Here is a 25,155-nt window from a genome sequence, read left to right as displayed (position 1 = left end):
ATTTGTTATTTGTTGCATGCAACATGTAACAATATCAAAAATGGTGGCTACACCTAGATTTGAACTAGGGACCCCATCATTATGAGTGATGTGCTCTAACCAACTGAGCTATGTAGCCAACAGTACTTTTATTATCAAAAGTAAGATATAAAAAAACCAGCTATTTGCTGGTTAATTTATTACTCTAATCAAAGAGTAATGGTGCGGAAGGAGAGACTTGAACTCTCACACCTTACGATACTAGAACCTAAATCTAGCGCGTCTACCAATTCCGCCACTTCCGCGTGGCTGGGATAAGAGGATTTGAACCTCTGAATGCCGAGATCAAAACCCGGTGCCTTACCGCTTGGCGATATCCCAGTTGTAATTGTTAAGCATTTTCTTTGCTGATGTAATGATATAGCGTTTTCTTCGCTTGTTCTTAACCTGCCATGCAAGTTAAAGAATGTGGCTGGGATAAGAGGATTTGAACCTCTGAATGCCGAGATCAAAACCCGGTGCCTTACCGCTTGGCGATATCCCAGTTGTATGTTTAAGAGCTACTACTCTAAATTGGATTCTTAACTTAGTCAAGAATGGTGCGGAAGGAGAGACTTGAACTCTCACACCTTACGATACTAGAACCTAAATCTAGCGCGTCTACCAATTCCGCCACTTCCGCATAAAGCAAATGGTGGCTACACCTAGATTTGAACTAGGGACCCCATCATTATGAGTGATGTGCTCTAACCAACTGAGCTATGTAGCCATCTGCTTTATTATCTTAACTCGTCTCTGTTTAACCAGTCGTTGTCTCGATGGGGCGCATTATGCTGAGTTCGCTCACAATCGTCAACTGTTTTTTAATAAAAAATAGGGATTTTAGCTTGATTGCTTGTTTGTCAAACAAGTTGATTTTATTTCGCACTAAAATTGATAATTTACTAAACAAAAATACGCTAAAAGTTAATGCAGTTTTCCTGTTTTTATCTTGTTAAACTACTGATTAAGTTAATTGATGAGACTATAAATGAAAATATTACACACTTCAGATTGGCACTTAGGCCAACATTTTATGATGAAAACGCGCGAAGCTGAACACCGTGCCTTTCTGAATTGGTTAATTGAAGAGGTTAGTGACCAGTCCATTGATGTAGTGGTCGTTGCGGGGGATATTTTTGATAGTGCTTCACCACCATCTTATGCGCGTAAACTTTACAGTGATTTCATCGTTAAACTACAAAATACTAGCTGTGCACAATTGATCATCGTATCAGGTAATCATGATAGTGTGGCGGTGTTAAATGAAAGTAAGAATTTGTTGAGTGCCTTAAATGTATCGGTATTGGCAGGTTTAAGCGAAGATTTAACAGATCATATTATTAAGGTACATGATCAACACAACAAAGAAGTGCTTATCTGTGCATTGCCGTTTTTAAGAGCGACCGATGTTATGGTGAGTGAGTCGGGAAGCAGTGCTGATCAAAAGCAGTTAAATTTACAACAGGGAATAGCAAAAACCTATCAAGCTATATATGAACTAGCCTCTTCACAGCGCATCGATGCGCACACTCCGATAATCGCAACTGGTCATTTAACTGCTGTCGGTTGTTCGGTATCTGACTCGGTGCGTGAAATTTATATCGGTACACTCACTGCGTTTCCGGCTTCTTTATTTCCTTCCTTTGATTATGTTGCACTTGGGCACCTTCACCGTGCTCAAAAAGTACAAAAAAGTGAGCATATTCGTTACAGTGGCTCACCTATTCCATTAAGTTTCGATGAGTCAAAACATGATAAGAAGGTGATTATCGCTTCGTTTTCTGATAATTCCGCACTTGCCACTTCAGAGGTCACCATTCCTATTTTTCAAAAATTACAGGTGATAAGTGGTGGTCTGAAAAGCGTAATGGCACAGCTAAGTGAGTTAATGGAAGAGGAAATATCTACATGGGTTGAAGTTAAAATCAAAGAAGCTTTTTACCGGAGTGACGTACAGATACAGCTTAATGAGTTAGTCGCTGGCTCCAGGGTAGAGATTCTTAAAATAAGTAGCCCTAAAATAGAAGAAAATAGCCAGTGGCAAGACAAACAGGTAGAAACGTTAGAGGCACTAACTCCCATTGAGCTGTTCCAACATCGACTCGATTGCGAAGACAGTTTAAGTGAAACACAACAAACACAGTTAAAAACATTGTTTGCGCAAAGTTATGCGGAATTGAAGGAAAAGCAATGAAGATTCTCTCCTTAGAGTTCGAAAACCTTAATTCTTTAAAGGGCAGTTGGAAGATTGACTTTCAATCGCAAGATTTTGTGGATAATGGCCTATTTGTGATCACTGGGCACACAGGTGCGGGAAAGAGTACTCTGTTAGACGCAATTTGTTTAGCGCTTTATCAGCAGACTCCTCGCCTTGATAAGTTGACTCAAAGCAAAAATGAACTGATGACTCGTGGAACAGGAAGTTGTCGTGCAGAAGTTGACTTTAGCGTGAAAGATAAGCGTTATCGTGTTTCGTGGGAGCAGAAACGTGCCCGCAAGCAAGCGGAGGGAAAATTACAAGCCCCTATTTGTGAGTTAGCTACGTTTTCTGGCGATATTTTGGCAACCAAAAGCAGTGAAGTTTTAAAGCGGGTTATTGAATTAACCGGACTTGATTTTTCTCGCTTCACAAAATCAATGTTACTTGCGCAAGGTGGCTTTGCTGCTTTTTTAAATGCCAGTCCTAAAGATCGTGCTGAGTTGTTAGAGGAGTTAACCGGAACAGAGATTTATGCACAAATTTCTCAGTATATATTTGAACGCAATAAAGAAATACAATCTGAGTTGATCCAGTTAACTAACCAATCAGCACTGTTGACACGATTAGATGATGAAGATTTAGCTTCATTGCTAACTGAAATAGACAACTTACAACAGGATTATGACAACAAAACGAAGCAGATTAAAAGTGTTGAGGTAGCGTTACAGTGGCAAGCGCTAGCTGTACGCTTAACAGGGCAATTAAAAGTAGCCTCAGAAACTTTACAGCAAGCCCAACAAGCATTTGATGACTTTGCCCCACAAAAAGAGAAGATTGTTGGTGCACTTAAAGCACAGCCTATTGTTCCCTATTTTGTTGCTCTTAATGAACAAAAGAAACTTGTTGAAAATAATGTAAATGATTTTAACGAACAACAACAAAAACTCACACAGCTACAAGATCGGTTAAATACTGCCGAACAGTTCGCCACTTATTTATCAGCAAAGCATCAAAAAGCAGTTCTTCATCACCAAGCACAAACACAACGCTTAAATGATGAGCTTATTCCGATGGATAGCCAAATCAGCGATGTTACAGAGCAACTGAACGAGTCATTACCGTTGTTAGAGGTCCAACGTCAAGACACACAAAAGAGTAAACGTTGTTTAGATGCACTCTCACAGCAATTAAACTCTGAGCAAAATAAAAATGTATCGTTGTCAGAGAAACTGAAACAGCAACAAACAGTTATCATTGATAACGATAACTTAACGTTACTTGAACAATTCTTATCCCGCTATGAAAATGAATCACAAAAGCTACAGGCTCTAGCTGAGAAATCAGATCAAAGTACCGATAAGATAACTCAAACTAATGCGTTACTGAATCAGGTCAAAAAGCGTCTGAATGACGATGAAACACGGTTAAAATCGAATACCGAGGCGATAGCGCAGATAGATGTTCAAAAAAAATCACTAATAGAGAAAATTGGAGATAATGGTAGTGAGCGCCTGAGCCAGCTACATCAAAAAAATAATGCCTTAATTCAACTGCAACAGATGACTCAGTCATTAGATAGGTTAATGCAAGACAACAGCAAAATAGTATTAGATATTAGCGGTAAAGAAAGCTTAGCAGAGGAACAAAAGCAAAAACTTTCTGATTTAGAGAGGCAGGGGAAACGGTTAGCCATTGAAGAGCAAGATCTTCAAACTTTAATTAAGCAAGATACTCTGCTTCGAAGTATTCAGGATTTACAGTTACAGCTTGAAGAGAATCATCCTTGCCCGCTATGTGGCGCTTTAGAGCATCCCGCAGTACAAAATCATGTTAACTTGGATATTGATAGTACAGAGATTCGTTTACAGAAAAAAAGTAAAGAGTTAAATAAAAAACGTGCCGAATATGATCAACTGAAAGGGCAATTAAAAGGGTTAGTTCAACAAATAGCAGAGCTACATAAGCGACAGCTCGAACAGAAAAATGAGATTGCTTCCCTTAGTAGTAACTGGCTAACAAATAGCTATGCACAATCATTACAGCTCAGTTATCTACCAAGTAGCGCGGAGTTGTTAAATGAAAAAAGTAATGCGTTAGCAGATGAAATTAATGAACTCGAAAATGCTTTAAAAGAGTATCAACAGTTAGAACGCTCTGCTTTACCTCTATTACAACAAAAAGAGCAATCAAATTCACAAATCATAGAGCTAAAAGAACAACTCAATAATGTGCTTAATGATCTTAAAATATACCAATCAACTCAGTCTGAGTTATCGGTACAATCAAACGCATTGCAAACAGAACAAAAACAGTTAGTTGAGAAAATTGCTACTTGTTTGCCTCAGAATGTGCAGTTGCCATTAATATTAGCCTGTCCTGAGGAGTGGTTGCAAAGTCAAAAAATGCAGATCATGAAATTTAATGAGATAACAGAACAATTGGCTCAATCAACACAAACCTTACAACAACTCACACAGCAATATGCATTGCAATCACAACAGCAAGAGCAAAATGAAAGACAGTTTGCAGAGAAAGAACTGCAGTTACAACAAATAACCGCACGTAAAAATAGTTTGCAAGCAATGCGTATTCAGCAGTTTACTGAACAAAGTCGACAGCAGTTACAGCAAGGCTATGATCAACAACTGCAAATAACGCAAGCTGAACTTGAAAAAGCCCATGCAGAGCTGAATCGGCTCAAGTTAGAAATAGAAAGTGTACAAGGTGTGTGCATCGCGTTAACCTCGGCAAAAAGAAAGATTAGCGATACGCAACAAGAAGTCGAAAAACAGTTTAATGAACAGCTTTCTAATAATGATTATAAATCGATAAATGAATTTCAAGAAAACTGTTTAGACCATCAACAAATCGCATCACTGCAAACAAACCTTACGGTATTAAATGATGCACTATTAACACAAAAAACACAGTTTGAAAGTATTCAAAAGCAATATGATGACCATCAAGCTAGTTGCCCGACTAATTTAGATGAAACACAACTCAATGGTCGATTAACAGAATTTAAAGGCCAGTTATTGAGCTTAAATGAGTCTTTAATGAATAAAAAGATGACACTACAAATTGACCAAAGTAATAAAAAAAAGCAGCAACAACTTCAGCAACAACAAACTGATTTTAAAGACACCGCACATAATTGGGAGTTGTTAAATAAACTTATTGGACAAGCTGATGGTAGTAAGTTTAGAAAGTTTGCTCAGGGATTAACACTGGATAATTTAATTTATTTAGCAAATCGAGAGATGGCACACTTAGATCAACGTTACCAGCTTCAACGTAATGTCGATGAAGAGCTCGCGTTACAAGTTATTGATTGTTGGCAAGCGAATAGTGTACGAGATGTAAAAACACTCTCTGGCGGTGAAAGTTTTCTAGTGAGCTTAGGGCTAGCACTGGCCCTGTCTAATTTAGTCAGTCATAAAACACAAATCGAGTCACTGTTTTTAGATGAAGGCTTTGGTACTTTAGATGAGAGTACATTGTCGATGGCACTTGATGCTTTGGAGCGTTTGAACTCAACGGGTAAATTAATTGGTATTATCTCTCATGTTGATGCATTAAAAGAGCGAATTAATCATCAAATCCATGTCCACAAAAACAGTGGCGCAGGGTATAGTGTGTTAGATAAGCAATATAGAAAAGGTGAGTGATGCTACAGCAAGAACGACATAACATGATCTTAGATTTACTTTGTCAGCAAGGAAGAGTCTATGCAACAGAGTTAAGCCAAGATCTTGGGGTCTCTGAAGATACTGTCCGCAGAGATTTAAAGCAGTTAGATGAAGATAAATTATTAAGGCGTGTTCATGGCGGTGCATTACCTTTGCAACAAGAGTCGGAAGCTTACCGGGAGCGACAAGATGAAATTGACCCTCTGAAAAAGCGCATTGCGTTAGCCGCCATTCAATTTATCAAACCTGACCAAACTATTTTAATTGATTCAGGAACAACTTGTTTACAATTTGCGATGAACCTACCCACCCACTTTAACTTTACAGTAGTGACACCAAGTCCATTAGTCGCAAGTAAATTAATGTATCATGATAATATCGAGTTGATACTCCTTGGTGGTAAAATTTTAAAGTCGGCGGTAATGGCGCTTGGAGCAACTACAAATGCCATGCTTCGCAAGATTCATTTTGACAGTTGTTTTCTAGGTGTATATGCTCTGCACCCTAATAAAGGCTTAAGTATTAATCAGTTAGATGAAGCTGAAACATTAGCAACCATTATTGATCAATCAGAACAGGTGATTGTTTTAGGGTCTTCATTAAAATTGGGAAAAATGGGCACTTATCAGGTTTGCGACAGTAATAAGCTGAATTTACTCGTGACAGATTCGACTTCAGAGAATAAAATATTGCAACTATTGAAGGATCAAGGGGTGCAAATAGAGATTTGCGCAGATTAACTCAACAGTAATTATCAAATGGAAGTGATAAAAATGGCTAAAAGTACACAAAAACAAGCATTGTTAACAGAACAACGCATACAACAAGCAATTGTTGATATCTTTATGGAGAAAGGTTGGGAGGCAATAAGCTACGGCTCAATTGCAAAACATACTGGCCTCTCGCGCGGTGGCGTACAGCGTATTGTCCCGAATAAAGATGCAATGATGGGGGCCTTCCAAGGTCAGGTTTCTGAGTTTTTTACCAAGCAGCTCGACTTTTCTAATGAACATTCATTAACCGATAGCTGGGTTCGTGCGCTAGATAACCTGCATTTTAGAAATTGTCTTAAATTCTTTATTGGAGCAATTTCTAATGATTCACCGGGAAAAGCATTAGCAAAACAAGGTTTTGAAAATTTTTCTGAGAAAGTTGGTGAAGAGAAGATGCAATCATTAATCGGTTTATCGGTGTATCGCTTATTAGATGCATAACACAATTATCAATTTAAATGTAACGCGTAAAATAATGTAAATCCAATAATAGTCTAAGCTTATTACATCTTGATAAGCTTAGGGTATTTCATATTGTACAACTTCTTTAGCAAGGCAATAAAATTAATATTTATACTGATTATTGCCTTTTCCAGTTTAGCTTATTCAGCTCCATCTAAAAAACAGACAATCAGAGCGCTTTATGTGCCTCTTGCTGATCATTATGCTGCTTTAGTGGCCTATGACCGTTATAAAAACAAAATGATTCATGCAAATTTTCAAATTCTACAAATGAAAAATTGGGATTTCTTGCGTGCTTATTTCCAGTCAGGTAAAGCTGATATGGCCTACGTAATGAGTCCATTAGCCATGGACATGTATCATCGTAATCCAAATTTTAAGTGGATAGGGCTGATGCACCGCGATGGTAATGCACTCGCTATCAATGAGCTGATCAAAGAGAAAATGAAACTCGTTGAAAACCGTATACATAGAAAGCCTGATAATCAACTAGCCGTTGCATTAGCGCAATTATTGCAAGAACGTGGGCAAAGTACCTCAATTGGTGTTCCTCATATACTCTCCACACATAGTGTTGTCTTGTATCAATATTTAAAAAATAATGGTTTACAACTGACAATTAATGAAGATAACAGTAAAGCCGTTCATTTACTTCCTGTTGCCCCACATAAGGCGCCAGGGTTTATTAAAGGAAACAGTAATCGCGCTATTCCGGCTGCATTTGAGCAGTCTCTTCCTTGGGCGGATATTGTCGAAACAGATAAATTTGGCTATATAGCCTGGTATTCAAAAGATGTTTTACCCTCTCCTCATGGTCATGTCGAATGTATTGCAATAGCGACAGACAAAGCGATAACAGATAAATTTTTAGCCACTAAAGAGGTCATGGATTACATCAAAATTGCTGGTAATGATATCGAACAAGCAAGAGATCAAGGAGGAGAAGCATTAGATGATATTGTGCGTATTATTCAAAACCACATTCCTGCACATTCTAAAGACGCTATAATTGCGAGTTTAGATCCTCATTTAAATGTAATTAACTACCACTCTTTGAATATTGATAAACCAGGACTGAAATTAATCATGAACTTTGCTGTTGAAGCAAAGATATTAGAAAAAGAGATCGATATTGAGCAATTTTCCGCACCTCAGTTTGATAATTAGTGAAGGAAATAAATGCTTTGAATAATGAAAATAGACTGCATCCAGCGAAGCGTAAGTCTTTGTTTCGTCGATTAATATTTTGGTTTCTTATACTCTCTCTAGTACCAATGAGCATTACGTCATGGATAAACTATCAACAAGCGAAACAAAGTTTAATCAATGAAACTGAACGAAAACTCTATCAAAGTTCAGAGGACAGCCATAAGTTTATTAATAATTGGTTTGAGTACCGCTTTATGGACATTAATACTCAGGCGCGTGCACAAGTTAACCGCCGTTTATTACAAAGATTAAAGCAAGGCTGGAAAAACAGCAAGCGACCTCTAAGCGAGTATGTAAATAGTTATGATTGGTTATTGCGAGTTGATGCACTACAGAATGATTTGGTAAATTTAAGCCGTAATTATGATTACATCTATGATCTCTTCCTCATTGACACTGATGGAAACTTATTATTTAGTGTAAAACGTGAGTCTGACTTAGGTCAAAACCTGTTAACAGGGCCACTTTCCCAGACTAAATTTGCACAAACAGTTGCGAGGTCATTACCAGGTGGAGCCCCATTGTTTTCAGATATTGAACGCTATGGGCCATCTGCTCAACTTTTATCTGGCTTTTTAACCGCCCCTTTAATTGATGACTCTGGTGATATTATCGGTGTTTTTGCAATACAGCTCCGTCTTGACCGCATCTTTAATCGAATGATTTACAATGAAGAAATAAGCTCCTCACAAACTCACTATCTAGTTGCTGCTGATGGCTTATTAAGAAGTCCGATGAATCAAAATTTAGATTCCGTATTAACCCGTGAGATAAATACCGAACAATTTGAACTTTGGCGAGAAGAGCACCATGAAGGGAATCAACCCGATGAGCAACGTGAGATTGTTTGGGAGTATGTTGGCCCAAATGGAAAAGATGTCTTTGGTGTTCACCAATTGGTGGTGATCAATAATGTACGTTGGGTTTTAATCAGTGAAATTGACAGTGGTGAAGTGTTACAAACCAGTGCTGATATGGCAATAGCTGTATTAATCGTGTTGTTTTTCTCTATTTTTATCATCAGCATTATCGCTATTATACAAGCGAAACGCATCACCACGCCACTACACAAATTAGCCCTCGCTAGCCATAACGTGGCAATGGGAAAAAGTAATCAGCAAGTTGACATAGATGTTGATAATGAAATAGGGCAGTTAGCTGATGCATTTAATAATATGCTTTCTCAAAAAGAAAAAAATGAAATTGCTATCAAGAAAAGTAACGCACAATTACGTAACGCCTTAAGTGAGTTGTCTAGCAAGCAGTATGCTTTGGATCAACATGCCATTGTTGCCATCACAGATAAAGCGGGCACCATCATTTTTGCTAATGATAAATTCTGTCAAATAAGTGGCTATGAACGTGATGAATTAATCGGTGCGAATCATCGTATGATTAATTCAGGCTTCCACCCTAAAGCGTTTTTTACTGAAATGTACCGCACCATTAGTCGTGGTTCAGTTTGGAGTGGAAAAATCTGTAATCGTAATAAAAGTGGCGAGGAGTATTGGGTAGATACGACGATAACTCCCTACAAAGATGAGTTTGGTGAAGTTCAGCAATATATTGCGATACGTACAGATATTACTCAACAACATGCGTTTGAAGAGCAACAACAACTGCGACTTAAAGTGGCTGCGATAAAGTTATCAATCACAAACACCTTCGCTGGTGAGAATAGCCTTGATCAGCAGTTATCTGATGCACTAGTGCAACTCTTCGAGCTACCTCATTTCAATTTGAAACCTAAAGCCTGCTTATTCGCTTTTAATAGTCACCATTCTGTACTTGAATCACGCGCAATAGAAGGTGATTTTTCCGATTATCCAGCACCATTTTTAGATCAGTTTTTAACTATCTGCGAACAGGGGATACACAGTAATGAGCTGACTATAGATGCGCTTTGTCATGCTCACTGTTGCAATGACGTGCCTCCACATGGCCATTATATTTTACCGCTCACAAGTAAAATAGAAGATAACACACAGCAAAAAAATAGCTTAATTGGTGTTATTTTACTCTTTACCGAGGCGAATAGAGGGTTAGATAATGATCAAGTGCAGTTATTAGGTGAAATAGCCTCAATATTTACCAATGCAATTTTACGTGATAAAGCGAACAAGCTACTCCAACGTGCGACTGAAACCGCACAGCAAAATAACCAATTAAAAGGAGAGTTTTTAGCTAGCATGAGCCATGAGATACGAACACCAATGAATGGAGTGTTAGGTATGTTGGGCTTGTTATTAAACAGTGATCTAAATGCGGATCAAAAGCATAAAGCGATTATTGCTAAATCGAGTGCGGAATCATTGTTAGTGTTAATTAACGATATTTTAGACTTTTCCAAGGTTGAGGCTGGGAAGCTTGAGCTGGACTTGATTGATTTTAATCTGCGAGAAATGATGGGGGACCTTTCTGAAGCCATGGCTTTAAAAGCCCATGAAAGAGGAGTTGAGATTATACTTGATGTCACCGGTGTTGAACATTCTATGGTTATAGGTGATTCTGGGCGTATTCGCCAAATTGCAACCAACTTACTCAGTAATGCGATTAAATTTACGGAGCAAGGTGAGATAAAGGTAACGGTACAAACACATGAAAAAGAAAGTGGTGAACTAAGGTTATTATGTCAAGTTCAAGATTCTGGAATTGGTATTCCTGAAAATAAAATCGCGACATTATTTGAGGTATTTACACAGGTTGATGCATCAACAACACGTAAATATGGAGGTACTGGTTTAGGTCTTGCGATCAGTAAAAAGCTAGCAAACTTGATGTCGGGTGATATATCAGTCACCAGTGAGTTTGGCAAAGGAAGTAATTTTAGTTTTACTGCCAATTTAAAAACCAGTCAGCAATCTCAACGCGTATTACCGCTTGTCGATATCAGTAAGCTAACACTATTAATTGTAGATGATAACAACACCAATTTAGCGGTACTTCGAGGTCAGCTAGAGCATTGGGGAGCATCCGTAGTTGAAGCAGATAACGGTCAACGAGCATTAGATTTATGTTATCAGTGTATTAATGATAAAAAGCCACTTTTTGATGTCGCATTACTGGATATGCAGATGCCGATAATGGATGGAGCAGAACTGGGAGAACGGATACGTAATGATTCAAACTTCGATACCATGAAACTGGTGATGATGACCTCTATCGCTTCTCAGAATGAAACACAATTTTTTGCTGACTTGGGTTTTAATGCTTACTTCCCCAAACCTGCGACGACATCTGATCTATTTCAAGCATTAAGTGTTGTTGTTGATAATGGTGAAACGTTACAGCAAGCATTACCGTTAGTAACCCATGACTATCTTGCATCATTAGTGCAGGTTAGTCCGGTGGAAAAGATAAAAAATGTTGATAAACATGCGACAAAAATATTGTTAGTAGAGGATAATAAAGTTAATCAAATGGTCGCTTTAGGAGTTTTAAACGAGCTCGGCTTTAATGCAGATGTCGCTGAAAATGGTCTTCAAGCACTGGAAATATTACAAGGTAGCTCATCGAACACACCATACCAATTAATATATATGGATTGCCAAATGCCAGTCATGGATGGTTACCAAACGACGATTAATATTCGTCAGGGTGATGCTGGAAAACGATATGAAGATATCCCCATTATTGCTATGACAGCGAATGCGATGGAAGGTGACAGGGAGAAATGCCTTGAGGTTGGCATGGATGATTATATTGGTAAGCCGATAGAGCCCAAATTGCTAGAAGCGAAACTTTACAATTGGCTATCTGGTAACGTTAATGCAAGGGAAGAGATGATGAAGTTGCAACCCTCAGAGCTAAATGATGGACAACAAGACTTACAAGTTTGGGATCAACAAGGTGCTTTACAGCGTTTGGTGAATAATGAGTCTTTATTAACTTCACTTGTAAAAACATTTTTTGAGGAAATGCCTGAAAAAATAGAACAGTTAAATGAATCTATTAACGAAAAAGATAAGCAACAAGTCGCACTACTAGCGCATAATATAAAAGGTGCCTCAGCCAATCTTAGCGGCTTAAAATTAGCTCATTATTGCTTTCAATTAGAGAAACTGGCAAAAGAAGAGGGGGGATTTAATGATGCTTATTTTACTATCTTTACTAAAATTGAAGAAAGCTATAACCAACTGATACAAGCATTTAACCAATATATAAGTGCAACTAAATCAGATAATACAGTGGATAACCGCATCTCATGTGAACAAGCGATTGAATTTTTAAATACATTAAGTTCCAGGTTATCGGAGTGTGACTATATCGAATCAGAAGAGATTCAGCCTTTTATTGATAGTCATTTTGCTAGTGAAATTAATGGTTTATTAAATGAGTTACAGCAAAAAATTACATTATTTGAATTAGATAATGCACAGCAAATTACGGCAACACTTATTGAGAAGTTAAAGGCTTTAAAAGAAGGAAATGGTTAAATGTTGAATAAAGCAACAGTGCTTATTGTTGATGACTCACCGACAAACTTGCAAGTGTTAGCCGCTTGCGTGAAGGACAAACATCGTGTAAAAGTCGCCACAAGTGGGGAGCAATGCCTAAAAATAGCGCAAACATCCCCACAACCAGATCTGATTTTACTGGATGTTGAAATGCCTGGTATGAACGGCTATGAAGTGTGTAAATACCTAAAGTCATCTTCGCAAACTGCTGATATTCCAATTATTTTTGTTACGGGATTACAAGGTGATAAAGACGAAGAAAAAGGGCTTGCACTAGGCGCGGTGGATTACATTACAAAACCTATTCGTCCAGCTATTGTTATCGCTCGGGTGAAAACCCATATCACATTGAAACTACAACGTGATAAGTTAAATAAAATGGCTTTTTACGATCAATTAACTGGCCTTTATAATCGTCACTTTTTAATTGATATGGCGAGTAAAAAAGTAGCACGCGCCTTAAGACACCGTTATGACTTATGGGTACTAATGATAGATATCGACCATTTTAAAAGCATAAATGACACCCATGGTCATCCAATGGGAGATGAAATATTAAAAGAGGTTGCTCAGACATTAGCATTGGATAATCGCAGTGAAGATCTGGCTGCGCGTTTTGGGGGGGAAGAGTTCGTAGTCATGTTTGATCCATGTAATGAAACTGATGCAATCATGAAAGCGGAACGTATACTTAATAAAATAAGACAACTAAAGCCACATAATATTAATGTCACTGTGAGTATTGGAATGGCAAAACTTGTTGAGCAGGATGTAACTTTTGAGAGATTATTGAAACGTGCTGATCAGGCATTGTACGATGCTAAAGAAAATGGCCGTGATAGATTAGAACTAGCACAATAATAAAAGGTAACCGAAGTTACCTTTTATTATTTTTAATTACTTTAAACGTTGAATCTAAAGTGGATAACATCACCATCTTGGGTAATATATTTCTTTCCTTCTAAACGCCATTTACCGGCTTCTTTAGCGCCAGATTCTCCATTAAATTCAACGAAGTCATCGTAGCTCACAATCTCTGCACGAATAAAGCCACGTTCAAAGTCAGTGTGAATAACACCGGCTGCTTCAGGTGCTGTTGCGCCAACTTTAACAGTCCAAGCACGTACCTCTTTAACACCCGCAGTAAAGTATGTTTGTAGGTGTAACAGTTGGTAGCCACTAAAGATAACACGGTCTAAGCCTGGCTCATCTTGGCCGATTGCTTCAAGAAATTCAGCTTTGTCTTCTTCATCTAATTCTGAGATTTCAGACTCAATAGAAGCACATACAGGAACAACAACAGCATTCTCTTTCTCTGCTATTTCACGCACAATATCAAGGTATTCGTTATCTTCAAAACCATCTTCTGCAACGTTAGCAATGTACATGGTTGGTTTACCGGTTAAAAAGTTAAGGTAACCAATCGCTGCTTTTTCTTCTTTGGTTAAATCAAGACCACGCACCATGCCGTCATCTTCTAGGTGGGCTTTGATTTTTTCTAATACAGGCAGTTCAAATTTAGCATCTTTATCGCCACCTTTTGCTTTTTTAGCAACACGTAAAATACTACGATCACAGCTCTCTAAGTCAGCTAAAGCAAGTTCAGTATTAATGATATCGATATCATCTTTTGGATCAATTTTACCTGAAACATGAACGATATTATCATCTTGGAAACAACGAACTACATGGCCGATGGCATCGGTTTCACGGATATTAGCAAGGAACTTATTACCTAAACCTTCACCTTTAGAAGCTCCTTCAACCAGTCCTGCAATATCAACAAATTCCATTGTGGTTGGAATGACGCGTTCAGGATTTACAATTTTTTCAAGTTTATCAAGACGTGGATCAGGAACAGGAACGATGCCCGTATTCGGTTCAATAGTACAAAACGGAAAGTTTGCTGCTTCGATGCCTGCTTTAGTCAGTGCGTTAAAAAGAGTAGATTTACCCACATTTGGTAAACCGACGATGCCACATTTGAAACCCATGATGTAAACCCTTTGATTTATTAAATTATTTTACTGTGCTTTAAAGCTATGTAAGCGATTCATCGCTTTAGCTAGCCCGTCTTGGCCTAAAATAGGCGTACAACGTGCTGCTTCATCAATACTTTGGTCAATTAAGTTTTGCTCTGCTCTCGATGCTTTACCAAGCACAAAACCACTGACTCTGTTTTTGTCACCCGGATGACCAATACCAATACGCAAGCGATAGAAATTTTTATTATTTCCTAGCTTACTAATAATATCTCTCAAGCCATTATGTCCACCGTGACCGCCACCTAATTTGAACTTGGCGACACCAGGAGGTAGATCAAGCTCATCATGTGCAACGAGTATCTCTTCTGGTTTAATACGATAAAAATTCGCCATGGCTGCCACTGATTTGCCACTGAGGTTCATAAAAGTAGTAGGGACAAGTAATCGAATATCATTACCAGCAAATTGAATACGGCCGGTTAAACCAAAAAACTTAGCTTCTGCTTTCAGTTGGATATTTTCTTGTGAGGCGAGTTGGTCTAGATACCATTGTCCGGCATTGTGTCGGGTGTGTGTGTATTCGGGGCCTGGATTTGCCAGGCCCACAAGCAGTTTAATCGTAGTTGACACGATTATTCAGCTGCTGCTTCTTCTTCTTGCTCTTCGTCAGCTACTGCTGATTTCTTAGCTACTGCAATAGTTGCAACAGGTAAGTCATGTGCAGAACCTTTAGAAAGTTCAACAGATTCAACGCCTTCTGGTAATACTAAGTCAGAAAGGTGAACCGTTGCACCAAGCTCAACAGTTGCTAGGTCTACTTCAATGAATGAAGGTAGTGCAGCTGGAAGACAAGATACTTCAACTTCGTTAGCGATGTGAGAAACAACACCACCTGCTTTAACAGCTTCAGCAGTATCTTCATTAATGAAATGTAGAGGAACTGTTGTATGAAGTTTTTGGCTAGCATCAACACGTAGAAGATCTAAATGTTGGATTTGCTCTTTGTATGCGTGACGTTGGATAGCTTTAAGTAAAACTTGCTCAGATGTGCCATCGATTTCAAGATCAAGAATTGAAGAGTAAAACGCTTCAATTACTTCAACTTTACGTAATTCTTTTTGTTCAAAAGTAATTGATACTGGCTCTTTGCCTGCACCGTATACAATTGCTGGTACTAAGTCTGCATGACGAAGGCGGCGGCTCGCACCTTTCCCTAGGTCCGTACGTGTTTGTGCAACTAATTTAATAGACATGGTGTAACTCCAATAACGAGAAATCGATAGTTCGATCCTCAAATTTAAAATAGATTTTACCTTGCGACCAGATAAAACCACCTTTCAAGCCATAAAGGCGTGTATAAAAAAGGCGCGCCATAATAACGCAACCGATATATTTGTACAAATGAAAAGCAAAAAAAAACGCCTTTAAAAGGCGTTTTTAATCATTTGCATCGTTTACTGATTTTAAAAGGCAGTTAGTGCGCTTTAATAGACAGTAAAGTGCTTTTTAATAATGGAACATCGCAGAGATCGATTCTTCATTACTAACGCGACGAATCGCTTCAGCAAGCATGCCACTCAGTGTCAATTGCTTCACTTTACCGGTTGCAACAAGATCATCTGAAAGAGGTATAGAATCAGTTACGATGAATTCATCAATGACAGAGTTTTTGATGTTTTCAACGGCTTTTCCTGAAAATACAGCGTGTGTTGCATAAGCGTATACAGAAAGTGCGCCACGCTCTTTAAGAGCCGCAGCTGCTTGACATAATGTACCGCCCGTATCGATCATATCATCAACGATGATACAGTGACGGCCTTCTACATCACCGATTAAGTGCATTACCTGTGCCACGTTCGCTTTAGGGCGACGTTTATCGATAATAGCAAGATCAGCATCGTCTAATAGTTTTGCATGCGCACGAGCACGAACAACACCGCCAATATCAGGTGAAACGATCATTGGGTTGTCTAGTTTTTTCTCTAACATATCTTCAAGTAGGACTGTACTACCAAATACATTATCAACTGGCACATCAAAGAAACCTTGAATTTGCTCAGCATGAAGATCTACTGTTAAAACGCGGTCAACACCTACATTAGATAAGAAATCTGCAACCACTTTTGCAGTAATTGGCACACGGCTAGAGCGTACGCGACGATCTTGTCGAGCATAACCAAAATAAGGAATAACAGCTGTAATACGTCCCGCTGAAGCGCGGCGCATTGCATCGATCATCACGATCAATTCCATTAAGTTATCATTGGTTGGTGCGCAAGTTGATTGCACGATGAAGATATCATCGCCACGTACATTTTCGTTTACTTGTACGTGTATCTCTCCATCACTGAAGCGTCCTACTTCTGCGCTTCCTAGTTTAATGAAAAGACGATCAGCAATTTTTTGTGCTAATTCTGGGGTGGCGTTACCTGCAAATAGTTTCATATTTGGCACTGTGAGGACCTCTGTCATCCTGATAGTTGATATTAAAAAGCAATATGCTAGTTAACATGGGTGGTAGACTATTAATCGACCACATAATTTAATTTAGGGTGGATAAGAGCGTATTAACGGGGGACGTGTTTACACCTTTACAGGTGAAAGCAGTTAACCATTGTGGGCTGTTATCTAATACAACTTGCGCTTCTTCGGCGGTGGCAAATGTGCTAAAAACACATGCGCCGGTGCCAGTCAATCGAGTTGGTGCGTATTCTATCAACCAGTCCATTGCCTTGGCAACCTTAGGATAGCTATTTTTTACGCAGGGCTCGCAATCATTGTGCCATTTTTGCTGCATTAATTCAGTGATACTTCGCTTTTGGGTGTTTCTAATCAGCACTGGATTTTTGAATACTTCGGGCGTAGAAACATGGCAGTTTGGAATGGCAACCAAGTAGTTATCTTCGGAGGGGAACACCTTAGTTAGCTTCTCGCCAACACCCTCTGCCAAGGACGCAACTCCTTCAATAAATATCGGTACATCAGCACCGAGTGATAAGCCCATCGCACTAAGTTGTTTTTTGGTTAAATTAAGGTTCCAGTGATAATTTAATGCTAGCAAAGTGGTGGCCGCATCTGAGGAACCGCCCCCTAATCCCCCCCCCATAGGAAGGTTTTTTTCAATATATATATCAGCTCCGACTGACATTTTCGTTTGTTGCTGCAGCATTAAGGCTGCTTTATAGATAAGGTTCTCTGTGCTTGGCAAGTCTTCAAAATCAGGGCTAAGTGTTATTTTTCCTGATAGGTTTGGTGTAATAGTTAAGTAGTCACAACGATCGATAAACTGGAACAGTGTTTGCAGTTCATGATACCCATCCTCACGTTGGCCATTGATATAAAGAAAGAGGTTTAATTTAGCTGGGGCAGGCCAGCGGATAGTATTATTTTTTAGCATATTGTCTTCTGAAGTCGGTTTATGGCGTTGTTGGTAATTGCCAATTAGCAATGGCAAATTTTAATCGGAGTTGCCCACGTGTGAGATCTAATTTGTAGGGCAAATTAATACCTTTTACGGTGCGGTAATCACTATAGTTAATAGACCAGCCTTGTTTATCATTTTGGTTACTTAAGAGGCTACTGACTAATTGATTATCACCAAGCTGGTAATTTGCTTGCTTAGGATTGCCCTTTATCCATTGTTGTAGTTGCTTTATAGGAATGTCCATACCTGATAATTGTTGCACTAATTGCTGTGTATCGTCTGATACATAGTTATTGCCATCTTGGTCTGTTATAACTGTGCGTAACCCAACTTTTTTTATTTCTAAGATATTTAAACCTAAAAAAGTGGTTAAGTGGATTTGAAAGTCTTCATCAGATTGTTGCCAATGAATATTGACACTATTTCTCTCTGTTGGTGTTATTACTGCAAGCTTTCCGGAGAGAGACCAGTAAGATAAATTTTCAAGGCGTGTTTGTTGGTTAATCCATGAATCATGAGTTTCAATACCAGTGTGTGGGGTTTGAGCACAGCCAACAAGCAATAAGGGGATAAGGAGATAACAAATACGACATTTCATAAGTAACATTGAGCCAAATAAATAGTCTAGCTTAACATGCTATGTTAATGAGTGGTAATAGAGCATAAAAAACTAAAAAAATTAAGATTAATAATGGTTAAAAGAAATCGATTTCAGAGTCGTTTATTTCATTCTTTTGCGCGACTATTTTATTTTTAGCGACGAGATCTTCATACAAGTGTACTTGATTTCTGCCATTATTTTTGGCGAAATATAGTGCACTATCTGCCGCTTCAATAACGTTTCTTGGATCTGGTTGATGAGTAATTTCAATCCCGCCAATGCTGACAGTGAGGGTTGAAATCTTTGCGTATTGGTGTGTGGCAATAACATCACGAATTCTTTCAAAGGCTCGAAGTGCATCGTGATTATCATGAGCTTTTACTAAAATCACAAACTCTTCGCCTCCAAAGCGAAATATTTTATCAAATTCACGGACACTTTTTTCTAGTAGTCTTGCGACTAAAATTAGTATTTCATCGCCATATATATGTCCATATTGATCATTGATGGATTTAAAGTGGTCAATATCCAACACACATAACCAGTATGTTAACCAGCCCCTCTGAGCTCTTTGGTCTTTTGGATCAGGGGTGTCAGGCATGACCATTTGTACCTCATTTTGATTGTTACTAATTAATATTCGAGTGATCTCAGACTCAAGTGTTTCACGGTTCAATAATCCTGTTAGTTTGTCTCGTTTCGTAACTTCTATCATCTCCAGATAGTTAGAATAGATACGTAACAAACTGTGAACAAAACGTTGTATCTCAGGATCTATCTTCTTGGCTGTTTGTACCAATATGGCAAAAATCTCATCGTTGGCATCAAAAGCAGGGTAAATAGTCTGCTTTTCGTTACATTTTTCTTCAGAGTTAATCGTTGTGATTTGAGCATTATTTATCACTTGCATCAGAGCATTATGAAAATAAGCAGGTAAAGCGTGATGTTTAATATGCTCAGTCGTGATTATCTCTGTGCCATTTGCATAAGCAAGAATGCCCATTTTTAATTCAGGTTCACAACTGAGTACTTGATACAAACGAAAGCAACTCTCTGTTTCAAATTCAAGCAATGTTTTAAGTAGACTCCGCTCTATTACTTCTCTGTCACGATAACGCGTAATCTCAGCCAATGAATCGATAAATTTAATTGAATTAATTTTCTTCACCGTAACTCCTGCTAAGGTCTGTTGACCTCTGTCGTTTAAATTTTTCAACACTGCTCACTTTGAGCAAGGCAGATGGAATGTGGCTTAGTCATGCTAAGCAAATTTCATCTGGCGGAGAGCAAAACGTCTTTTAGCTTGTATTGGCGCTATTGACCTAGTCAATTGGGGCAAATTGTTGCCAAAATAAACGCGAAAGATCAACAAGGCCTGTGCTATAAACTTAGTTGGGATACTTTTCTTTAATATCGAGAAACAACGTTAGGTTATTCTTTAGCAACGATACCAGCGCTGGGTCAAAATGTTTACCTTGTTGGTCTGTAAAGAAGTCTAAAATTTCATCAATAGGCCAAGCTTTTTTATATACTCGATCACTACCCAGCGCATCAAATACATCTGCAATAGCGGTAATACGTCCATAAATATGAATATCTTCTCCACTAAGCTGTTGTGGATAACCAGTGCCATCCCATTTTTCATGATGTTGATATGAGATGATGGCTGCTGCTTTTAATACTGGACGTTTAGAGTGATTCAGTAGGTCATATCCAATCTCAGCATGCGTTTTCATCACTTCAAATTCATCAGCTGTTAATTTTCCAGGCTTTTTTAGAATAGCGTCTGGTATGCCTACTTTACCTATATCATGCATCGGCGATGCAAGTTTAATGAGTGAAGCTTCACTCTCTGAAATTCCGGTAAGTTGCGCTAATAGTTCCGAGTACTCGGCAACGCGACGAACATGATCTCCGGTTTCTTTAGATCGTGTTTCACCTATTTCTCCCATGGCATAGATTATCTCTTTTTGAGTATCTAAAATTTCTTGGTTTAGGTGAATAACTTCGGAAATATCTGAGGCGTATACAGTGACGCCATTTAACGCAAGCGTGCCACGAATAACGAGTGAGTAGGTTATTTTGTCATCAATAGTGAGTGTGTGAGTTTCGATTTTTTCTTTTTTAATCAAAGTGTTGATGGGCTTTTCAATCAGTTGATTAAAGTGGGAAATGTGAGGGAACTGTTTTTTTGCGGGGCTATTACAAAAGAGTAGACTGCTATCTGCTTTAAAAATAAAAACAGGTTGTGGGTTATATTTAGGTAGATAATGAATAAATAAGTTTTCTTGTGCTGCCTGTGTTTGCCTATTTATAAGGCGACTTAACCAGCATTTATGTGTGAGGCCGGTATAGAGTAATATTATTCCCATTGGCATTAGAAGAATTGCATGGCTATGCGTCCCTATCGCGATAAAGATGGTAGCGATAATAATGCGGGCTGTGCTTTCACGTTTACTGAGGTTTATTAGCATAACTTATTCTTTATAAAGGCGACTTTACAAAGAATAATTCACATCTCAAATGTTGCAAATTATTAGCTAGATCTTGATGGTTTATTAATGAAAAAGGAGGGGCTTACCATTTTTGCGTACAACGCGAAAAAATGACTAATAGGCGTTTATCGATTTCCTACATCATCAAATAAGCATGATGATGTAGGTTTATAATTTAGTTGAATCAGTCAGTGTTAACTAATAACTCTTTAGCGTTTGCTAATGTGTGGGAAGTGATATTATCGCCACCGAGTAAGCGTGCTAACTCTTTTAACCTATCATTCTCTGACAAGCTGATCATGGTTGTATTCGTATTCTTGCCATTACTCTGCTTAGTCACATACATCTGCTGATGTCCATTTCCTGCGACTTGTGGAAGATGGGTTACACAGAATATTTGTGTACTTTCACCTAAACTGCGAAGTAACTTGCCAACCACAGCCGCTGTAGCGCCACTGATTCCAACATCGACTTCATCAAAAATTAACGTTGGTGTGGCAACTCGTTGGCTAATAATGACCTGCATTGCTAAGCCAATGCGAGAAAGCTCACCACCCGATGCTACTTTTCCTAGGTTTTGCAAGGTTTGCCCCGCGTTTGTTTTGACTTGAAACTCAATATTATCCGTACCAAGAGGGCTTAATGATCGTTGGCTACTTTCGCTTAACGCGATATGGAAAACACCATCTTGCATATTAAGCTGTTGAATGCTTTTCGTTATTTTTTGACTTAACTCTTTAGCGTAACGTTTGCGACTTTGGCTTAGCTTTTTAGCATGCAAATAATAGTTTTCTTCAGCCTTAAGAAGATCTTCGCTAAGTTGTTCTATTTGTTGTTCGCCACTATTTAACTGTTTAAACTCTTTGCTCAATTTTTGGTGATGGGAAAATAAAAGCTCAGGTTGTACTTGGTGTTTACGTGCTAAAGACAGCGCATCACTCATTCGCGCTTCAAGTTGCAAAAATTGCTCAGGGTCGAGTTCTAGATTTTCACTAAAGTGTCGTAACTCGTAGCTTGCATCTTCAATTTGAATTACTGCTTCTTGAAGGCTTGTAATAATATTTTCTAGGTTTTTATCATTTTCAACTTGTTTCTCAAGGGCAACAACACTACTACGTAACAGGCTTAATGCATCAAACTCTTCGCCATCGCTCACTTGATTTAAACTGATTTGGCAGCTCTCAAGCAAGGCTCCACTGTTTGCTAGTCGTTTATGTTCACGCTCAATTTTTTCATATTCATCTTCCCCTAATGCAAATTCATCTAGCTCTTGAATTTGGTACTCTAATAATTGTTTACGTGCTTGCTTTTCCTGTTGCGATGCCTGTTGTTGCTTAAGCTGTTTATTTAAAAAATGCCAACCTTGGTAAGTATCTTTTACCTTTTGTAGTAGCTGATGATGGGCTGCATAGTCATCGATGATGGATAGTTGAATGTCACTTTTTAGGAGGCTTTGATGCGCATGTTGCCCATGAACATTAACGAGTAATTGCCCTAAGCTTTTAAGTTGGGAAACGGGAACTGGCGTACTATTAATATAGGCTCTTGAGCGACCATCTTTACTTACAGTTCGGCGCAACAAGCATTCATTATTATCTTCGTTGTTTTCAAGGTCATTATTCATTAACCATTGTTTTGCATGTGGAGTATCACTCAGTGTAAAGCGTGCGCTAATTTCTGCTTTATCGGTGCCTACCCTGACCATATTTGCATCTGAGCGTGAACCTAAACACAATCCTAATGCATCAATGGCAATGGATTTACCCGCGCCTGTTTCACCTGTGATAGTGGTCATTCCATTGTTAAATTCTAATTCTAAAAATTGAACAATCGCAAAGTGTTGAACGGTTAGTTGGTTAAGCATAATTTTGATACCTAAAAAGACTGTGTATAAATACAGTTTAATACTGTTTTTTTAAACAGTAAAGGGGAGGTGGCCAAAATGTGTGATCGAGTTGTCTTTCTAATATCAACTGAATTAAGTATGCGATCTAAATTTTGCGCTACAAAAGAAACTAAACTCAAGGCGTAATATGACGTAAATGGTTGCCCCTTTAGGGAAAGTTTTAACGAAGGGGTAAGTTACTTTAACCAGTAAAATAGGCCTGTTATTTATTTCGTTTGCTATAAAAAATAATAATATCTAAATTCGCATAAACTCAAGTATCAATGGAAAGAATGTATATCCAGTAAAGCAACAAAGCCAAAACCATGCACTTAGACTGATACGCTGTAAAGAAAGCTCAATTTTTTCAACCGCAGGAGCTGCATTACTACCCAGTGTCGCATAGGTGATTTTCTGATCTTGATATAAACGCACGCCACCGAGCTCTAATTGCATACTTAATGCAAAACTTGCAAGCATTAACCCAGATGAAAAGTGATGCCAGTGCATACTTTGCTTAAATTTTTTGGGGAGATTTTGAAGGGGACGGTCGTAAAGGGCAAAAGTAAAGCTAATGAGTAGATGTACTGGAAACAACATCAAGGTATAGATAAAGCTGGGAATACTGGTCAGTGTGGTAAATTCCGCTTTTTTAGCATTCCATTGTTGCGAGCAAATTTGTATTGTGCGATAAAAAATGGCGCCGTAGATACCCGCTACCATATACCAGAAAAGCACTGCAAACCATGAAGCACTGAGCTGTAAAACCATTGATTCAATAGTGGCTTTATTTACCCCCATCAAAGAGAGGGGCTTTGTTTCTCGTTCGGTGAGGCTATTTAGTTTAAATTTTGCGAGAGGTAAATTATTACGTTTTAGTGCATCACTAATTGCAAGGTAGACTACTTTTTTGTCATGCCAAGAAAGCAAAATGAACAGTAAAAGAATATCAATAGTAAGAGGTCGATATACGATATTGTAAAGCTGGCTAATAATGAGGATAGTAGGAAAAAAAATCAAACTAATAGACAGTAAACTTGCGACTCTTTTGTACGCATCGCTTCGCTCCTCGAGGTTTACTTTAACTGCAATTTGTCTAAATATAAGTTCAACTGCTGCCAGCGGATTGAGGTCTTTGGGCAACGAAATAAAAAAAGAGAGCAGGGCGACCGCTATTATTGAAAAATAGTGACTGTACTGCTCTATAAAATTAATCAAATGATCCATTTAATCTAATCTGTTGAGAATGGCTTCTACTAGTATAGAGGCATTTTTAGCTGCAATTGGAAGATATTGTTCAAATGAGAGCTCTGACTTCTTGCCCGCAATATCAGAAAGAGAGCGAATAATGACAAAAGGGACTTTAAACTGGTGACAAACTTGTGCGATTGCTGCCGCTTCCATCTCACAGGCTGCCATTGTAGGGAAATTATTACGGGCCACTTCTGCTTTTTGAGGATCAGCCATAAAAATATCACCGGTACAGATCAGGCCTTGAATAATGTTCAAGCCATTAATTGTTTGTGCTGCTTTCTGGGCTACATCAATAAGTTTTTTATCTGCTTCAAATGCCGGTGGCAATTGCGCCATTTGACCAATCTCATAACCAAAGGCCGTTAAATCAACATCGTGAAAACGAACTTCAGTAGATATAACAATATCACCGACACTAAGGTTAGTATCATAACCACCGGCCGAACCCGTATTGATAATCGTATCAGGTTTGAATTGCTCTAATAATAGCGTCGTTGCAACTGCCGCTGCTACTTTACCTATGCCAGATTTAGTCACGATGACCTGTTTTGTGTTTAACGTACCTTGGTAAAACTCGCATCCTGCAATGATTGTGGTTTCAATATTCTTTAATTTTGATTTTAGGATGCTAACTTCTTCATCCATTGCACCGATAATGCCTATTTTCATCGTTTAACTCTCTGTAATTTCATCATAAAAG

The 25,155-nt window shown here is 38.4% G+C and carries 18 protein-coding genes and 6 tRNA genes; 7 read left to right on the top strand and 17 right to left on the bottom strand.

Annotated features, from left to right (window positions below; all coding sequences use genetic code 11):
• Positions 1-41: 41 nt before the first annotated feature.
• The 6 genes from CW745_RS07360 to CW745_RS07335 all read right to left on the bottom strand — a co-directional run bounded on the left by CW745_RS07360 (position 42) and on the right by CW745_RS07335 (position 748).
• A tRNA-Met gene (locus tag CW745_RS07360) sits at positions 42-118 on the bottom strand.
• 81 nt (positions 119-199) lie between these two features.
• A tRNA-Leu gene (locus tag CW745_RS07355) sits at positions 200-284 on the bottom strand.
• 1 nt (position 285) lies between these two features.
• Positions 286-360 (bottom strand) — tRNA-Gln (locus CW745_RS07350).
• A gap of 88 nt (positions 361-448) precedes the next feature.
• Positions 449-523: transfer RNA gene (locus CW745_RS07345), tRNA-Gln, on the bottom strand.
• Positions 524-576: 53 nt separating this feature from the next.
• Positions 577-661, bottom strand: a tRNA-Leu gene (locus CW745_RS07340).
• A gap of 10 nt (positions 662-671) precedes the next feature.
• Positions 672-748 (bottom strand) — tRNA-Met (locus tag CW745_RS07335).
• A gap of 261 nt (positions 749-1,009) precedes the next feature.
• Here CW745_RS07335 and sbcD point away from each other — a divergent pair.
• The 7 genes from sbcD (at position 1,010) to CW745_RS07300 (ending at position 13,672) form a co-directional block, all read left to right on the top strand.
• Positions 1,010-2,215, top strand: coding sequence for an exonuclease subunit SbcD (sbcD, locus tag CW745_RS07330; protein ID WP_101108013.1), 1,206 nt, complete (start codon positions 1,010-1,012; stop codon positions 2,213-2,215).
• Complete coding sequence (locus CW745_RS07325) at positions 2,212-5,889, top strand: AAA family ATPase (RefSeq protein WP_101108012.1); 3,678 nt, start codon at positions 2,212-2,214, stop codon at positions 5,887-5,889. Before sbcD ends, CW745_RS07325 begins: the two co-directional genes overlap by 4 nt.
• Positions 5,889-6,650, top strand: a complete 762-nt coding sequence (locus tag CW745_RS07320) for a DeoR/GlpR family DNA-binding transcription regulator (RefSeq protein ID WP_101108011.1) — start codon at positions 5,889-5,891, stop codon at positions 6,648-6,650. The genes CW745_RS07325 and CW745_RS07320 overlap by 1 nt, the downstream gene beginning before the upstream one ends.
• 33 nt (positions 6,651-6,683) lie before the next feature.
• The gene (locus CW745_RS07315; RefSeq protein ID WP_101108010.1) at positions 6,684-7,124 is read left to right on the top strand and encodes a TetR/AcrR family transcriptional regulator; all 441 of its coding nucleotides are present in this window, start codon (positions 6,684-6,686) and stop codon (positions 7,122-7,124) included.
• A 69-nt stretch (positions 7,125-7,193) separates the two neighbouring features.
• Complete coding sequence (locus CW745_RS07310) at positions 7,194-8,312, top strand: ABC transporter substrate-binding protein (protein ID WP_343226077.1); 1,119 nt, start codon at positions 7,194-7,196, stop codon at positions 8,310-8,312.
• Between the two features lie 17 nt (positions 8,313-8,329).
• Positions 8,330-12,790, top strand: coding sequence for a response regulator (locus CW745_RS07305; RefSeq protein ID WP_153069750.1), 4,461 nt, complete (start codon positions 8,330-8,332; stop codon positions 12,788-12,790).
• Positions 12,791-13,672, top strand: coding sequence for a diguanylate cyclase (locus CW745_RS07300; protein WP_101108007.1), 882 nt, complete (start codon positions 12,791-12,793; stop codon positions 13,670-13,672).
• 41 nt (positions 13,673-13,713) lie between these two features.
• Here CW745_RS07300 and ychF read toward each other — a convergent pair whose 3' ends face one another.
• The 11 genes from ychF to mtnN form a co-directional block, all read right to left on the bottom strand.
• Entirely contained in the window at positions 13,714-14,805 is a 1,092-nt protein-coding gene (gene ychF, locus CW745_RS07295) for a redox-regulated ATPase YchF (RefSeq protein WP_101108006.1), read from the bottom strand.
• Between the two features lie 30 nt (positions 14,806-14,835).
• On the bottom strand, positions 14,836-15,426 hold the full coding sequence (gene pth / locus CW745_RS07290; RefSeq protein ID WP_101108005.1) for an aminoacyl-tRNA hydrolase: 591 nt from the start codon (positions 15,424-15,426) through the stop codon (positions 14,836-14,838).
• Between the two features lie 2 nt (positions 15,427-15,428).
• Complete coding sequence (locus CW745_RS07285; RefSeq protein ID WP_101108004.1) at positions 15,429-16,049, bottom strand: 50S ribosomal protein L25/general stress protein Ctc; 621 nt, start codon at positions 16,047-16,049, stop codon at positions 15,429-15,431.
• A gap of 253 nt (positions 16,050-16,302) precedes the next feature.
• A complete protein-coding gene (locus tag CW745_RS07280) occupies positions 16,303-17,250 on the bottom strand; it encodes a ribose-phosphate pyrophosphokinase (RefSeq protein ID WP_101108003.1) in 948 nt (315 codons plus the stop codon).
• A gap of 88 nt (positions 17,251-17,338) precedes the next feature.
• On the bottom strand, positions 17,339-18,193 hold the full coding sequence (gene ispE, locus CW745_RS07275) for a 4-(cytidine 5'-diphospho)-2-C-methyl-D-erythritol kinase (protein ID WP_101108002.1): 855 nt from the start codon (positions 18,191-18,193) through the stop codon (positions 17,339-17,341).
• A gap of 19 nt (positions 18,194-18,212) precedes the next feature.
• Positions 18,213-18,818 carry a lipoprotein insertase outer membrane protein LolB gene (lolB, locus tag CW745_RS07270; RefSeq protein ID WP_193755558.1) on the bottom strand — a complete coding sequence of 202 codons (606 nt, stop codon included), beginning with the start codon at positions 18,816-18,818 and terminating at the stop codon, positions 18,213-18,215.
• Positions 18,819-18,915: 97 nt separating this feature from the next.
• Entirely contained in the window at positions 18,916-19,989 is a 1,074-nt protein-coding gene (locus CW745_RS07265) for a GGDEF domain-containing protein (RefSeq protein WP_101108000.1), read from the bottom strand.
• Positions 19,990-20,209: 220 nt separating this feature from the next.
• On the bottom strand, positions 20,210-21,295 hold the full coding sequence (locus CW745_RS07260) for an HD domain-containing phosphohydrolase (RefSeq protein WP_101107999.1): 1,086 nt from the start codon (positions 21,293-21,295) through the stop codon (positions 20,210-20,212).
• A gap of 205 nt (positions 21,296-21,500) precedes the next feature.
• Positions 21,501-23,180, bottom strand: coding sequence for a DNA repair protein RecN (gene recN, locus CW745_RS07255; RefSeq protein WP_101107998.1), 1,680 nt, complete (start codon positions 23,178-23,180; stop codon positions 21,501-21,503).
• A 279-nt stretch (positions 23,181-23,459) separates the two neighbouring features.
• Positions 23,460-24,428 (bottom strand): cobalamin biosynthesis protein, encoded by a 969-nt coding sequence (locus CW745_RS07250; protein ID WP_101107997.1) that lies wholly within the window; start codon positions 24,426-24,428, stop codon positions 23,460-23,462.
• Entirely contained in the window at positions 24,429-25,124 is a 696-nt protein-coding gene (mtnN, locus tag CW745_RS07245) for a 5'-methylthioadenosine/S-adenosylhomocysteine nucleosidase (RefSeq protein ID WP_101107996.1), read from the bottom strand.
• Between the last annotated feature and the right edge of the window lie 31 nt (positions 25,125-25,155).

This window comes from Psychromonas sp. psych-6C06 (assembly GCF_002835465.1).
Classification (GTDB): domain Bacteria; phylum Pseudomonadota; class Gammaproteobacteria; order Enterobacterales; family Psychromonadaceae; genus Psychromonas.
This window is presented reverse-complemented; position numbering and strand designations above follow the sequence as displayed.